Raw genomic sequence first — 15,246 nt, 5'->3', positions numbered from 1 at the left:
AGATTCGCTCATGAAAGCACAACGCAGATCCATCCTAAAACGCCTTTTCGCTTCCGTTGCCGGGGTTGCCGGACTAGGTGTAACGACCAAAGCGTCTACCGAACAAATAGCCAGTGAGTCAACAGCTTCCAAAGAAGTCTTCAACGTAGTGACTCAGGACGATGTGCCCCTGTTTTCGGGCTCAACCAAACTTGGTAACCTGGTATTTGTGGCAGGTAAAGGCTATCACAAAGAAGGAGACATTAAAGTCCATACCGATGAAGTTCTCAAAGAATTGGAAAAAGAGTTGATCAAGGCAGGCTCCTCGATGGAAAAAGTGCTGAAAGTAAGTGTGTTTCTGCACGATCTGAACGATTACAAAGGGATGAATGAAGTCTACAAAGGCCGTTTTGGCAGCAAGCCTCCTGTGCGTACAACGGTAGCCGTTTATGGCGGTGTGCCGGGCGATTCACTGGTTGAAATGGACTGCATTGCCTATATCTAAAATCATACTTCCTCTTTCTTTTCTACTCAAATGTTAAGCAGACGAAAACTCATTAAGCGTTTGTCGAGCGTTCCGCTCGTGAGCGGATTGGCTGTCGGCGGTTTTCCGTTACAGTCGCCAGAAACCGCACCAGCCACCCCCAAACGCGACCTGTTTAAGGAACTGGGCGTGCGAACCTTTATCAATGCGGCCGGTACACTGACCTATATGACTGGCTCCCTGATGCACGACGAAGTGCTGGATGCCATTAACGGCGGAGCTAAAGAATTTTGCCTTCTCGATGAGATTCAGGATAAAGTGGGTGCTAAAATCGCACAGATGGTACATGCTGAAGCGGCCGTTGTAACGTCGGGCGCTTTCGCAGGAATGACCCTTGGACTGGCTGGTATTCTGACCGGTATGGACCAGAAAAAAGTAGAGAAATTGCCGCATCTGGAAGGAACCGGTATGAAAACCGAAGTCATCTGTCAGAAAGCTCATGATATCGTTTACAACCATGCGCTGATAAATACGGGCTGCAAAATAGTAGTGGTAGAAACTGCCGAAGACGTTGAAAAGGCCATCAATGAAAAAACAGCGCTGATGCACTTTCTGCACATCGAAGCCGACAAAGGCAAGATTATGCACGAAGAGTGGGTTGCGCTGGGCAAAAAACATAACATTCCAACGTCCATTGACATTGCCGCCGATGTGCCGCCCGTTGAAAACCTGTGGCGTTTCAACGATATGGGCTTCAGCTTTGTGGTAATATCGGGCGGCAAAGCCATGAGAGGGCCACAAAGTGCGGGTATTCTGATGGGCAAAAAAGATATCATCTCGGCGGCTCGTCTCCACATGCCACCTCGCGGGTTTAATATCGGTCGGGGTATGAAAGTCAACAAAGAGGAGATTCTGGGGATGTACGTTGCCCTGGAGAAATTCATCAACGAAGACCACGACAAGGTTTGGAAAGCCTGGGAAGAAAGTACCGCTCACATTGAAAATACGGTCAAAACTGTCAATGGTGTTCAGGTCGAGGTACACGTGCCCCCACTCGGTAACCACACCCCGACGCTACGGATTTCCTGGGACCCCGGCAAGCTGCGTATCACAGGTAAAGACCTTCAGGAAGCCCTGCGGAAAGGCGATCCATCGATTGAGGTCGGTGGTGGTGGACCCAGCAACATAGGGGTCACTGTCTGGATGATGAAACCCGGTCAGGAAAAAATCGTAGCCAGGCGGATAAAGGAAGAGCTTTCTAAAGCAGCTGCTTGACCAGTATCCGTATCAGCTAACAGAAAATAGGTACTCCATCCCGCAATGATTTGGTAGTGAAGAAAATACAGTTTTTACTTTTTGTGATCATCAGCTCGTTGGGCAGGCTGGCTTATGCCCAAACGACTAGTATTGTGATCAAGGGGGGGCATGTTATTGACCCTAAGAACAACCTTAACGAAGTACTGGATATTGCCATACTGGATGGTGAAATCAACCAGATTGGTAAAAATCTGGACACCAAAGGGGCTGATCAGGTTGTCGATGCCAGGGGCTTGTATGTTACGCCCGGCCTGATCGATATCCATACCCACGTTTTTTTTGGAACAAACCTGGATCAGGCATACAGCAATGGTCCTAACGCGCTGCCCCCCGATGGGTTTACGTTTCGCAACGGAGTGACTACCATCGTAGATGCGGGTAGTGCTGGCTGGCGCGATTTCGAAACGTTCAAAAAACAAACGATCGACCGTTCGCAAACGCGCGTGCTGGCCATGCTCAACATTGTCGGGAGCGGTATGCGGGGCGGAAAGTTCGAACAGAACATCGATGATATGGATGCCAGCCAGACGGCGGCTTTGGCGAAACAGTATCCCGATTGGATAGTCGGTGTCAAGCTGGCGCACTATAGCGGCTATAACTGGACACCAACCGAACGTACTGTCGAAGCCGGAAAACTGGCTAATCTGCCTGTTATGATTGATTTTGGGGGCAGTACACCCACACTGTCCATTGAAGACCTGTTTCTGAAATACCTTCGACCGGGCGACATTTACACCCACTGCTTCGGGCAATTAAAGTCGCGTGAGCCCATTCTGGATGTGTCTACGAGCCAAATCAAACCGTTCGTCTGGGAGGCAAAGAAGAAGGGAATCCTCTTCGATGTAGGTTATGGAGGACTTAGTTTCGCGTTTTCACAGGCTATTCCAGCCCTGAAAAGTGGCTTTTATCCAAACACGATCAGTACGGATATTCATAACGGAAGCATGAACAATGCCATGAAAGACATGCTGAATGTGATGTCGAAATTTATGGCTATGGGAATGGATTTGCCGGGTGTCATCAAAGCGAGTACCTGGAACCCAGCACAGGCCATCAGACGTCCGGAGTTAGGTCATTTATCGGTCGGTTCGGTAGCCGATGTTGCCATTCTAAACGTTCGTGGTGGTAAATTCGAAGTGCGTGATACGGGTTATTTCGGTTTCTTTGACTACACGGGCCATAAGATTGAAGGCAGGCAAAAGCTGGAATGTGAAATGACCATTCGAAAGGGGAAAATTGTCTATGATCTGGATGGTATTGCCAGTCCGGTTGTTGTTACGCAAAAGCCACGCTCGTAAGTAGCATTCCTGAATAAAATAGCCTGGAGAAACCAACGGATTAACTGATTTAAAATCAATAATTTAAAATGCAGGGTTCTTCGACGCTTCATGTTCGCTGAGTGGCATAGCGTAAGTAAGGAATATTTTAATTTAAATTTGGACGATACAAACCGGTCCTGACCGTTGTCTCTCTGAAGGGGGGACTTTCTCCTCAATCATTTCGTTTAACATTCGTTCGATTCATTATGCAAGCTGACGTATTGACCCCTGAAATAGCCTTCGCGCAAACCGGTCTCTCGTTGCCCCCCGCTCCCCAGCCGCTGGGCGTTTATAAGCCGTATCTCATTGACGGGAAATACCTGTATATATCGGGCCACGGTCCGGTTCGGGATGACAAAAGCCTCATTATTGGCCGTATTGGCGCCGATCTGGATATCGAGCAGGGGAAATTAGCCGCCCGGCAGGTAGGATTGGCCATCTTATCGACAATTAAAACCCATTTAGGTAGTCTCGATCGGGTGAAACGCGTCATTAAAGTGTTGGGCATGGTCAACTGTGTAGCCGAATTTGAGCGTCATCCATACGTCATCAATGGCTGTAGCGAATTGTTCGCCGAGGTCTGGGGAACAGAGAATGGAATTGGCGTTCGATCGGCCGTGGGTATGGGGTCATTACCCGACAATATTCCGGTTGAAGTCGAGGCATTATTTGAACTGGCCTGATCGATGCAACAAACCCCTTGGTACTGGATTGACGATGTCTCGCATCTCGACACGCCTTCATTGGTGCTGTACCCCAACCGGGTGCAACAAAATATTGCATTGCTGATCAAGTCTATTGACGACATTAACCGGCTGCGACCACACGTAAAGACGCACAAATCGCGTGAAGCAACCCGACTGATGCTGGATGCGGGTATCCGCAAGTTCAAGTGTGCGACGATTGCCGAAGCCGAAATGCTGGCGCTATGCGGGGCTCCGGATATTCTATTGGCCTATCAACCCAATGGTGCTAAAATGCATCGGCTGCTGGTGTTGATGAAAGACTATCCAACGATTCAGTTTGCCTGTCTGGTCGATAATCTGATTACGAGCCGTCAGCTTTCAGAACTGGCCGTATCGGCCGGGTTGATCGTGCCCGTTTATATCGATCTGAACGTGGGAATGAACCGCACAGGTATCGCACCAACAGACGAGGTACTTACGCTCTTTGCCGAACTCGACCAGTTGAAAGGCGTTCAGCCTGTCGGATTGCATGCGTATGATGGTCACCTTCGTAACCCGGATTTCGCCGTTCGTACCGCCGATTGCGATGCCGCCTTTGCGCCAGTGCAACGACTAAGCGACACGCTGGTAGCTCGTGGTTTTCCACAACCCAGTATTGTTATTGGTGGAAGCCCGACTTTCCCGATTCATGCCAAAAGACCGGGCGTGGACTGTAGCCCAGGTACGTTCATTTATTGGGACAAAGGCTACCAGACCGGCTTACCTGAACAACCGTTTCTGACGGCCGCGCTCGTTGTGGCACGGGTAATTTCATTGCCCGACGCCACCAAAGTTTGCCTGGATATAGGCCATAAATCAGTTGCCGCAGAGGGCGATCTGGCGCAACGCGTCACGTTTCTGAACGCACCCGAATTGAAAGCAATTGGCCAGAGTGAAGAACACCTGGTTGTTGAAGCGGGATCGGATCATGCTTATCAGATCGGTGACGTGCTGTATGGATTGCCCAATCATATTTGCCCAACGGTTGCGCTTTATGAGCGAGCTTATACCATCGAAAACGGTGCGGTTACGAATGAATGGCTAACCATTGCCAGAGATCGAATGATTTCCGTATAGTATTTTCCAGTATTCGGTTTGCCGTTTTTGTGGCCTATACACGGGGTTGTGTGTCAGCGTGTTAGAAAGTTACAGAATTTATTATGTCGAACTCGACCATCCCATTTTCTCCTCCAGATAATGTTTACAATTGATGCCCACCTCGACCTGAGTATGAACGCGATGGAGTGGAATCGTGACCTCCGTCAGCCAGTCGGGCGATTGCGCGAACGCGAGCAGGGTATGACCGATAAGCCTGATCGGACGAAGGCGACTGTGTCGCTGCCCGACCTTCGTCGTGGCAATATTGGCCTGGTGGTGGCAACACAGATTGCCCGCTTCGTTGCACCCGGTAATCCATTGCCGGGCTGGCAATCGCCGGAGCAGGCCTGGGCACAGACGCAGGGCCAGCAGATCTGGTATAAAACGATGGAAGAAGCGGGCGAAATGGTTCAAATCTGCGATCTGACGAGCCTTGAAAATCACTTGGCCCTTTGGAGTGACGGTACACCGAACGACCAGAAACCAGTCGGTTACATTCTGAGTCTTGAGGGTGCTGATTCGATTATTACGCCAGCCTACGTAGAGCGGGCGTATGCGTATGGGTTGCGGGCCATCGGGCCAGCGCACTATGGTCCCGGTCGCTACGCGCAGGGTACGGACGCAACGGGTTTCATGGGGGCCGCCGGACAGGCGTTACTCAGCGAGATGGAGCGCTTTAATATTATTCTGGACGCGACCCATTTGTGCGACGATAGTTTCTGGGAGGCACTGGATTATTTTAATGGGCCGATTTGGGCCAGTCACAATAACTGCCGCGCCCTGGTTAACCATAATCGTCAGTTCAGCGACGAACAAATTCGGGAACTCATCGTGCGCGACGCGGTCATTGGCGGAGCGCTGGATGCCTGGATGATGGTGCCTAACTGGGTGCGGGGCCAATCGACCCCCGAAGGTATGAATTGTAAGTTAGCCGTTATGATCGACCATCTCGATCACATTTGTCAGATTGCTGGCAATGCCAATCACATCGGTATCGGTTCTGACCTAGATGGTGCATTCGGGAAAGAGCAGTGCCCCTACGATTTGGAAACCATTGCCGATCTCCAGAAAATCCCCGATTTATTACGTCAGCGTGGCTATACGGAGGAAGACGTGGCTAAAGTTATGCATGGTAACTGGCTCCGTTTTTTGAGGAAAGTGTGGCGTTGATTTTTGTAGAGACGCAAGTAAAGGTATACGACCCACTGATGCGGTACTGCGTCTCTACGCTTTATTAATCGGCAAATATGGTTGCTCCACATAACTGCCTGACTTTATCGCGTGAGCGTTTCAGCCGCATTTTTACGGCACTATCCTTCAGTTGAAGCAGGTTGGCAATTTGCCGGATATCCATGTCGTCCTGATATTTCAATCGTAAAATCATCGCTTCTTCCTGCGATAGGGAGTTCATTGCCTTGGTGAGCTGTTGCATGCTGTATTCCAGATCAACAGGTTCATCAGTGCTTATCGCGTGACCCTCAGACTCGTCCTCCTCTTCTACCAGGGTCGTCATCGTCAGCCGATTGCCCAATCGGAGCTGATCCATACAGTAATTATAGGAAATAGAATATAACCAGGTCGAAAACGTTGACCGTTCTTCAAAACGATCGAGGTACGAAAACATCTTGATGAAGATATCGTGCGTAAAATCCTGTGCTTTCTCGGAGTCCTTAGTTAAAGAATAACACCGATTGTAGACTTTATTGACGTAACGATTGTAAAGGGTTTCAAAGCAATCATTAGGACTTGAGGTAAGGTATTGCCGGATTACCTCTTCGTCATTCAGTTTAAGGTTCATGATACTGTACAAGTGTGAAGAATAGAAACAGAGATTTATGTCACTTTTTGTCTGCTGACGATGTAAAGTTGTCCCTGTTATCTGGCTTTATGCACCATAATTCGATGAACTGTATGTTTCACCCGTTTTTTGGTAGAAATTAAGATTTACAGTTTCTAATAGAGATTCTTTTTATACGAATAATAGTATATTTGTTACCAAAATTTTATTTAATATTACAATATATATAATTGATAATTTCAATGAAAGGAATTGTATTTACCGAGTTTTTAGAGATGATTGAGGAGAAGTTCGACTATAAATTAGTAGATCAATTACTGACAGAGAGTGACCTTCCTTCGGGAGGAACCTATACGACTATCGGTACTTACGATCACCTCGAAATGGTCACATTAGTTAGTAAGCTAAGCGAACACACGCACATTCCGGTACCTGACTTACTTCGATCCTATGGTCGGTACATGTTTATTACCTTCACAAAAAGTTACCGGCCTTTCGTCGATCGTTCTGATTCAGCGTTTAGCCTCCTCAATTCCATTCAGCATTATATTCATGTGGAAGTAAAAAAAATATATCCAGACGCTGAATTACCCCATTTTACGGTCGAACAACCAACCGAGAATCATTTGCGTATGTACTATGAGTCTGAGCGAAAACTGTCGGATTTTGCGTATGGACTGATCGACGGCTGTTTAGCTTATTTTGGCGAAAAGGCAACCATCACGAAAACGAATCTCACGGACGACGGTAGTCATGTACTTTTTGATATTGTGAAGGAATGACACAAACAGGTGATGCCGATTTATTTAAAAGGCGTTTTGAACGCGAGAAAGCTGCCCGAACTCAGGCTGAAGTTATTTTAGAAAAAAAAGCGCTGGAGCTTTACGATGCGAATGAACAGCTTAAGCACTTAAATGAAAATCTTGAACAACAGATTCGGGATAAACTGGCTGAACTTCGTGAGAGTGAACAGCGCTATCGTCAGCTCATCGAGTCCGTTCAGGATATCATTTATAAGATTGCGCCCAATGGTGTTTTTACCTTTGTCAGCTCTGTCGTTGAAAAGCTGCTGGGCTATACAGAACAGGAGTTTGTCGGTAAGCATTTTACGGATTTTGTAGCGCCTGGCTATCGAAAACAGCTCGTCGAGTTTTATCAGACGATGCTGCTTGAGCGCCTGGATAGTACCTATACTGAGTTCCCGGTAGTTGCCAAAGATGGGCGTATTGTCTGGATCGGTCAGACGGTTCGATCGATTAATAACAACAACGAAATAAGCGAACTCGTGGCCGTAGCGCGCGATGTGTCCGATCGTAAACAGACCGAAATAGAATTACAGACCACCCAAACCCGACTCTCGACGCTTATAACCAGCCTGCAATCCGGGGTGCTGGTTAAAGATGAACAACGACGTGTCATTCTGGTCAATCAGTTGTTTTGCGACATTTTTGATGTTAAAGAAAGTCCGCAGCAATTGATCGGGCTCGATTATTCCCAATCGGCCGAGCAATTCAAGCATTTGATGGAAGATCCGAACGGATTTGTTCAGCAGATTGAACAACTGGTTCAGAATCGCCAGGCAACGGTCGGTGAGGAAATCAGGATGGTGAATGGCCGTATTCTGGAGCGCGATTATGTCCCCATTTACTTCGGTGAGGAGTTTATGGGGCATTTGTGGAAGTACAGTGATGTCACCGAAAAATACCTGGCTCGCGAACGTATTCGCCGAAGTGAAGAAAAGTACCGGGGGATTATGAATAACATGGAACTGGGGTTGCTGGAAGTAGACAATGACCAGAGGATTATTCGGTCTTACGAGCGGTTCTGTAAGATGATCGGCTATACAGAAAACGAGCTGATTGGTAAAAAAGCCGATGAGTTTCTGGTTGCTCCCGAATTTAACACTGTTATTAACCAGCAGCAACGCGAGCGGCAGCAGGGAAATGCGGGGTCTTACGAATTACAGCTTGTGAAACGGGACGGTAGCCGCATTTGGGTGCTGGTCAGTGGCGTTCCCATTCTGGACGAAGAGGGATCAATTGTTGGTTCGATGGGCATTCACTATGACCTGACTGAACGTAAGCAGCTGGAAGAGGAACTGGAGAAGGCAAAACAGATTGCCGACGATGCCCGGCAGGCTGAAAAGCAGTTTCTGGCTAACATGAGCCATGAGATCAGAACGCCCCTCAATGCCATTATTGGCATGTCGCACCTGCTCTTTGATACGCAGCCAAGCCGTCAACAACGGGAGTACATTGATATTCTGAAAACATCTGCTGATTTTTTACATAGTCTAATCTCCGATCTGCTGGATATGACCAAAATAGAAGCCGGCCGAATTGAGGTATATGCCCGACCATTCGATCTGGGGGGCCTGCTCAGGGCTGTTCAAAAAGTGTTTGAAATGAAAATTCAGGGCCGCCCGATCGACATTGATGTGATGCTCGATGCCCGAATCACCGATAATTTTATTGGGGATGATGTGATGTTAAACCAGATATTGATGAATCTGGTTGGAAACGCTGAAAAATTTACCGAGGAAGGAAGTATTCAGATTACGGCCCGGATCAGAAAGCAGGATGAAACAAATTACTGGATCGAATTTACGGTCGCTGATACCGGTATAGGTATTCCGGAGGAAAAACTGGAGGTAGTGTTTCAGAAATTTAAGCAGGTAAATCCACAGGGGCATAAGCACAAAGGAACCGGCCTGGGCCTTGCTATAACGAAGGAACTGGTTGAAATTCAGGGCGGTACTATAGCTGTCAAGAGCCGGGAGGGAGAGGGCAGCCAGTTTACGTTTATGCTCCCATTTCGCAAAGGCGACGCATTGGCTGAACCCGCACCATCCGCTGTCGGAGATGCCTCGATGGCTGACGAACTAAAGGTTTGTCATATTCTGGTTGTAGAGGATAACCTCATGAATCAGAAGTATATCAGTAGCCTGCTTACCAAATGGAACATGCCCTATACGCTTGCACTGGATGGTAAACAGGCCGTTGAAGAAGCTAAAAAACAGCGCTTCGATATCATTCTGATGGATATACAGATGCCCATTATGAATGGCTATGAAGCAACTGTTGCCATTAGAAGTACGCACAATCCCAATCAGCATATCCCAATTATCGCTTTAACCGCATCGGCCATGCTCGATCATAAAAATATAGCGCTGGAGGCAGGAATGAACGATTTCCTGACCAAGCCATTTGAGCCTGCCCAGCTTCGTGATTTACTACAGCGGTATGCGCCAGCTGAGCTTCAGGCCGATGCCGAAAATGTAATTGATCGGGAGCGATTAACGCTTTTATATGGAACCGATACCGCCTACGCAGCTGAAATGTTCTCAACCTTTCTGACAGATATCATCCCTGAAATCAATGAGTTATCAACACTGTGCCTGGAGCAAAACCGTACCCTATTGTCGCGCAAAGTACACAAGCTAAAACCGACCTTTGGCATGGTGGGTTTGTCGATACTTGAAGAAAAAATGGTTCAATTGGAAAAGATAATAAAGCAAGGATCTGAAAATGAAATATTGCAAATATATTGTAACGATATTATCGTAAAAACTAATGAAATGATTCCTGTTTTGGAAGAAGAAGCACAAAAGCTATCGTAGTTATAGACCATGGTTTTGACCTGTATTATTGTTGAAGATGAACTGATGTCTCGCAAGTCGTTGCAACGACTTTGTGAACAACACGGTTCGTTAGAAGTTTTAGGTGCTTTTGACAGCGCCACTACCGCATTGGATTTTCTGGCTGAACAAATGGTTGATTTGATTTGGCTGGATATTGAATTGCCAGGCTTAACCGGTTTTGAGATGCTGGAAAAGCTGCCGTCGATCCCGTTTGTGGTTTTAACGACCAGTAAAACCGAATACGCTTTCGACGCCTTTCAATACCAGGTGACCGACTACCTTAAAAAACCAATTACGCTGCCCCGTTTCAACATAGCCGTTGAGAAAGTATTGGAACTGAATAGCCGCGCTAAACCAAATTCAGCCATTGGGCGACAGGAGATATACATTAAGTCCGAGGGACGATATATTCGACTGCCGTTTGATACAATTTCTTACATCGAAAACACGGGTGACTATGTGAAAATTTTTACTCCAACACAGACGCATATTGTCTATACAACAATGAAATACCTGGAAGAAAAACTAGGTAGCCAGTTTCTTCGCGTACATCGATCCTTTATCGTTCATCTGGATAAGATCGTTGATATTGAAGAAAATACGCTGGTAATCAGCAATAAAGTGATTCCGATCAGTCGAGCCAATAAATCAGAATTGATGAATCGGCTCAATCTGTTATGAACATACGGCCGAAGTGAACGGGTAATCGGTGGGTTATCGAAATTTGCTGAACACCAGGATTAATTACAAAATCAGAATCGTTTTTGGCTGTACTAACTACTCAATAAGTTAGTCACTGCTTACTTTTATTGGCTACCGGGTTGGAATTCATTCCGCGAATAGCGACGTTTGCCGCCGTTCTCCTTTCAATCTATTTTTTATGAATGATTCTCAGCTAGCCAGTCTTTTCCCATCGAATGTGTCGGCTATTCCGGCCGACTACCGTATTGAACCGATTCACCAGCGCGAATACCTGATTAATGGAGAAATGCGCCACTGGAGTGGTCCCGTTTCGGAGGTATACTCGCCCATCTGTATACCCGCCGAAGGGGGTACTCTAGAACGTGTACTCGTTGGGAGTTTCCCGGTCACGACCGATAAGGAAGCGCTCGAAGCTTTAGAGTCTGCCGTCAATGCCTATGACAACGGTAGGGGAGAGTGGCCAACCATGTCCATCGAGGGCCGCGTTCGGTGCATGGAAACCTTCATCGGCAAAATGCTGGAAAAGCGGCAGCTGGTGATTAATTTGATGATGTGGGAGATTGGCAAGAATCTGGCCGACTCGATCAAGGAGTTTGATCGGACGGTCAAATACATCTACGACACCATTGATGCACTCAAAAACATCGACCGCGCAAGCTCCCGATTTCGCATTGAAGAAGGAATTATTGGGCAAATCCGGCGGTCTCCGCTGGGTGTCGTCTTAGCAATGGGGCCGTTTAACTACCCGCTTAATGAGACGTATACAACGCTCATTCCAAGCATTCTGATGGGCAACACCATTCTGTTTAAGACGCCTAAACACGGTTCCCTGCTACACTATCCGTTACTGGAAGCCTTCCGTACGAGCTTTCCGAAAGGTGTTGTCAACTCGCTCTATGGTCGTGGAGCCAATGTGATTCCGCCCGTTATGAAGTCGGGTAAGATCAATGTACTGACGCTGATTGGCTCTAGCCGTGTAGCCGATGAATTACAGCGATTCCATCCGAAGCTCAACCGGCTCCGGTCGGTAATGAGTCTGGATGCTAAAAATGCGGCAATTATTCTGCCCGATGCCGACCTGGATGTAGCCGTAAAAGAATGCCTGCTCGGATCGCTTTCGTTTAATGGTCAACGGTGCACAGCCATCAAAATCATCTGGGTACACCGTTCAGTTGCCGACGAGTTTCTGCGTCGCTTCGGACCGGAAGTGAGTAAGTTGAAACCAGGAATGCCGTGGGATGCCGGTGCTCAAATCACGCCTTTGCCTGAACCTAGCAAACCTGATTATCTGGCTGAATGTATTCGTGAAGCGCAGGCCGGAGGTGCAACTGTCATAAATGAAAGTGGTGGACAGATGGCTGGATCGCTGTTCAAGCCCGCCGTTGTTTACCCTGTTCTGGAAGGAATGAAACTGTATCGTGAAGAACAGTTTGGCCCCGTTGTTCCGGTAATACCGTTCGACTCTATCGAGGAGCCCATCAATTACATCATTACTGCCGACTATGGCCAGCAGGTGAGTATTTTTGGAACCGACACCGATCAGATTGCTGAGTTGATCGACCCGCTTGTCAATCAGGTAAGCCGTGTCAATATCAATGCTCAATGCCAGCGCGGGCCCGATACATTCCCGTTTACAGGGCGCAAAGATTCGGCCGAAGGAACGCTGTCTGTTGAGGATGCACTACGATCGTTTTCTATCCGAACGGTGGTTGCAACCAAAGATACAGTTTCCAATAAAGAGATACTGAATGACATTATTAGTGAGCATAAATCGAAATTTCTGTCAACAAATTTTATCTTTTAGAATTTGTTTGGAACCACAGGCAATTTTCGGTTGAAATACGACTGGGTCATTTGGCCCGGTCGTTTGTTTTTTGGTTATTGCCAGCTTATAAAACGTTTACCTACGATTGCTCGAAGCACATAAACTCACCAAATTATTTGGCCCGATAGCGGCTGTTCATGGCGTATCGCTGAAGCTTGAACCGGGTACTGTTATGGCACTTGTTGGGGCCAGCGGTTCCGGAAAAAGTACCTTATTGAGTATGTTAGCCGGTCTGACAGATGCCGACGAAGGCGAAGTCCGGCTCAATGGTGAACGGGTGCCGGGGCCATCGGAGGTACTGGTTCCCGGTCATGAAGATATCCGGCTTGTTCATCAGGAATATCAACTCATGCCAAATGTATCGGTTCGCGAAAATATTACCTATGCACTGCGTTTTTTTGAGAAAAGCTACCGCGAGTTTCGGGTCGATGAACTGCTGAAGCTCTGCCGATTGACGGATGTGCAGGATCGTTTGCCGCGCCAGGTTTCAGGTGGCGAAAAACAGCGTACGGCCATTGCCCGCGCTATTGCCGATAAGCCTGCGGTATTGCTTCTGGATGAACCATTCAGCCACCTCGATTTACCCAACCGACTCATTGTTCGCGATCTGCTAGTTGACCTGGTTCGGCACGAAAACACAGCCTGTCTTCTGGTGACCCACGATGCCAGCGATGCGCTATCAATTGCCAATTCGTTAGGAATTTTGCGCGATGGCCGTTTGGTTCAATTCGGACCCCCGAAAGAGGTTTACCGGCGACCTGCAACAGCTTATGCCGCCCGAATGACGGGTTCGGTCAATATTTTGAAAGCAAAGCACCTGCCCACTTTAGGCTTGTCCGGAGTTGATAATCCCGAAGCCTTATTGTGCCTGCGTCCGGAGCAGATTCGATTGGATGATATGGGCCTAAGTGGGACAATTCGGGCCTTGTTTTTTAAAGGTAGCCATTACGAAATAGACGTTGAACTATCGCGTTATGTATGCCTGCGTATGCTATCGACCCGCGATGACCTACAGGTTGGCCAGCTTATTGGAATCAAAATAGCTGGCGAATCGATCTGGAAGCTCCAACGCTAACTTTTCTAACCCCGGTCGTTTTTTTGCGTTGTAAGTGTAAACAAACGAACAAAACGTTATGGAACAGCCACAGCAGGAAGATGAAAAAGAAAGAGGCACCGACCCGTCATCCAGACCCGATAAAAACTTTTTAGTAAGCGAAAAACACGACGATGTTGATGCTTCGGGCGTAGACGACAACTCGACAGGAAAAAAAGATGATTACCTGGGTAAATCAAATGATTACGAGGACTAATCATACGCAAAAAGCCGATCTACGAGAATAGATCGGCTTTTTGCGTATGATTAGTCCTCGTAATCAGAGCATTCGTTTGATCAACTGCTCAACGGATATACCCTCAGCTTCTGCTTTAAAGTTGCGAACAACGCGATGGCGAAGTATCGGTAAAGCAACGGCACGAACATCCTCGATATCGGGTGAATATTTGCCATTCAGCAATGCATTGCATTTGGCCGCCAGAATCAACGCCTGTGATGCCCGTGGCCCAGCCCCCCATTCCAGATATTGATTCGCATCCGAAGCGGCTAATTCGGTATTCGGGCGGGTTTTGTGAACGAGTTTAACCGCGTATTCAACAACATTATCGACAACGGGCACCCGACGCACCAGGTGCTGAAACTCCCGGATTTCTTCCCCTGTAATAACCTGCTGTACTTCGTAACGCTGATCGCTCGTGGTGCTTTTTACAATGTCCAGCTCCGACTGATAAGACGGATAATCGAGGTATATGTTAAACATGAACCGGTCGAGCTGAGCTTCGGGTAGGGGATAGGTTCCTTCCTGCTCGATGGGGTTCTGCGTGGCCAGTACAAAGAACGGACGGCCTAGGTTATACTTCTGACCCGCAATGGTAACCGCATATTCCTGCATCGCTTCCAGCAAAGCCGACTGCGTTTTAGGAGGTGTCCGGTTTATCTCATCGGCTAGAATGATATTAGCGAAAACGGGCCCTTTTATGAATTTGAAATTTCGTTCCTGATCGAGTGTTTCGGAGCCCAGAATATCCGACGGCATCAGGTCGGGCGTAAACTGGATCCGATTAAACTCCAGGTCAAGTGCGCCGGCAATGGTCTGAATAAGCAGCGTTTTAGCCAGCCCCGGCACACCTACCAACAGGCAATGCCCCTGACAGAAAATAGCCGTTAACAGCAGTCTTACGGTATCATCCTGACCAATAACAACCTTAGAAATTTCAGATTTTAGTTTTTTGTAAGAGGTAGTAAGGGCTTCTGCAGCAGCAACATCCGATGAGTAAGGCACAGGTGAAAAGGGGTTAATGATGA

The 15,246-nt window shown here is 47.7% G+C and carries 14 protein-coding genes; 12 read left to right on the top strand and 2 right to left on the bottom strand.

The features are described 5' to 3' along the window. Positions 1–10: 10 nt before the first annotated feature. The 6 genes from GJR95_RS16575 (at position 11) to GJR95_RS16550 (ending at position 6,092) form a co-directional block, all read left to right on the top strand. Positions 11–484 carry a RidA family protein gene (locus GJR95_RS16575; protein WP_162386928.1) on the top strand — a complete coding sequence of 158 codons (474 nt, stop codon included), beginning with the start codon at positions 11–13 and terminating at the stop codon, positions 482–484. 30 nt (positions 485–514) lie between these two features. Continuing rightward, the gene (locus tag GJR95_RS16570; protein WP_162386927.1) at positions 515–1,738 is read left to right on the top strand and encodes an aminotransferase class V-fold PLP-dependent enzyme; all 1,224 of its coding nucleotides are present in this window, start codon (positions 515–517) and stop codon (positions 1,736–1,738) included. 56 nt (positions 1,739–1,794) lie between these two features. After that, complete coding sequence (locus GJR95_RS16565) at positions 1,795–3,078, top strand: amidohydrolase/deacetylase family metallohydrolase (RefSeq protein ID WP_162386926.1); 1,284 nt, start codon at positions 1,795–1,797, stop codon at positions 3,076–3,078. 227 nt (positions 3,079–3,305) lie between these two features. Then, the gene (locus tag GJR95_RS16560) at positions 3,306–3,782 is read left to right on the top strand and encodes a RidA family protein (RefSeq protein WP_162386925.1); all 477 of its coding nucleotides are present in this window, start codon (positions 3,306–3,308) and stop codon (positions 3,780–3,782) included. Between the two features lie 3 nt (positions 3,783–3,785). Further along, positions 3,786–4,901, top strand: a complete 1,116-nt coding sequence (locus tag GJR95_RS16555) for a D-TA family PLP-dependent enzyme (RefSeq protein WP_162386924.1) — start codon at positions 3,786–3,788, stop codon at positions 4,899–4,901. Between the two features lie 120 nt (positions 4,902–5,021). Further along, on the top strand, positions 5,022–6,092 hold the full coding sequence (locus GJR95_RS16550; protein ID WP_162386923.1) for a dipeptidase: 1,071 nt from the start codon (positions 5,022–5,024) through the stop codon (positions 6,090–6,092). A 64-nt stretch (positions 6,093–6,156) separates the two neighbouring features. Here the strand turns inward: GJR95_RS16550 and GJR95_RS16545 are convergent, their stop codons facing one another. Then, complete coding sequence (locus GJR95_RS16545) at positions 6,157–6,720, bottom strand: RNA polymerase sigma factor (RefSeq protein ID WP_162386922.1); 564 nt, start codon at positions 6,718–6,720, stop codon at positions 6,157–6,159. Positions 6,721–6,962: 242 nt separating this feature from the next. Between GJR95_RS16545 and GJR95_RS16540 the strand changes: the two genes are divergently transcribed. The 6 genes from GJR95_RS16540 (at position 6,963) to GJR95_RS41695 (ending at position 14,197) form a co-directional block, all read left to right on the top strand. After that, positions 6,963–7,502 carry a heme NO-binding domain-containing protein gene (locus tag GJR95_RS16540; protein ID WP_162386921.1) on the top strand — a complete coding sequence of 180 codons (540 nt, stop codon included), beginning with the start codon at positions 6,963–6,965 and terminating at the stop codon, positions 7,500–7,502. Then, entirely contained in the window at positions 7,499–10,339 is a 2,841-nt protein-coding gene (locus tag GJR95_RS16535) for a PAS domain S-box protein (RefSeq protein ID WP_162386920.1), read from the top strand. The genes GJR95_RS16540 and GJR95_RS16535 overlap by 4 nt, the downstream gene beginning before the upstream one ends. Before the next feature lie 9 nt (positions 10,340–10,348). Then, positions 10,349–11,041 carry a LytR/AlgR family response regulator transcription factor gene (locus GJR95_RS16530; RefSeq protein WP_162386919.1) on the top strand — a complete coding sequence of 231 codons (693 nt, stop codon included), beginning with the start codon at positions 10,349–10,351 and terminating at the stop codon, positions 11,039–11,041. Between the two features lie 199 nt (positions 11,042–11,240). Next, positions 11,241–12,866, top strand: a complete 1,626-nt coding sequence (locus GJR95_RS16525; RefSeq protein WP_162386918.1) for an NADP-dependent glyceraldehyde-3-phosphate dehydrogenase — start codon at positions 11,241–11,243, stop codon at positions 12,864–12,866. A gap of 106 nt (positions 12,867–12,972) precedes the next feature. Continuing rightward, positions 12,973–13,962: an ABC transporter ATP-binding protein gene (locus tag GJR95_RS16520; protein WP_162386917.1), complete on the top strand. Its 990-nt coding sequence runs from the start codon at positions 12,973–12,975 to the stop codon at positions 13,960–13,962. A 58-nt stretch (positions 13,963–14,020) separates the two neighbouring features. Then, positions 14,021–14,197, top strand: a complete 177-nt coding sequence (locus GJR95_RS41695; protein WP_174260211.1) for a hypothetical protein — start codon at positions 14,021–14,023, stop codon at positions 14,195–14,197. Positions 14,198–14,260: 63 nt separating this feature from the next. Here the strand turns inward: GJR95_RS41695 and GJR95_RS16515 are convergent, their stop codons facing one another. Next, a complete protein-coding gene (locus tag GJR95_RS16515) occupies positions 14,261–15,223 on the bottom strand; it encodes an AAA family ATPase (RefSeq protein ID WP_162386916.1) in 963 nt (320 codons plus the stop codon). Between the last annotated feature and the right edge of the window lie 23 nt (positions 15,224–15,246).

Source organism: Spirosoma endbachense, from assembly GCF_010233585.1.
Lineage (GTDB): Bacteria > Bacteroidota > Bacteroidia > Cytophagales > Spirosomataceae > Spirosoma > Spirosoma endbachense.
The sequence above is the reverse complement of the archived record's forward strand: the minus strand, read 5'-3'. Positions and strand labels throughout refer to the sequence as shown.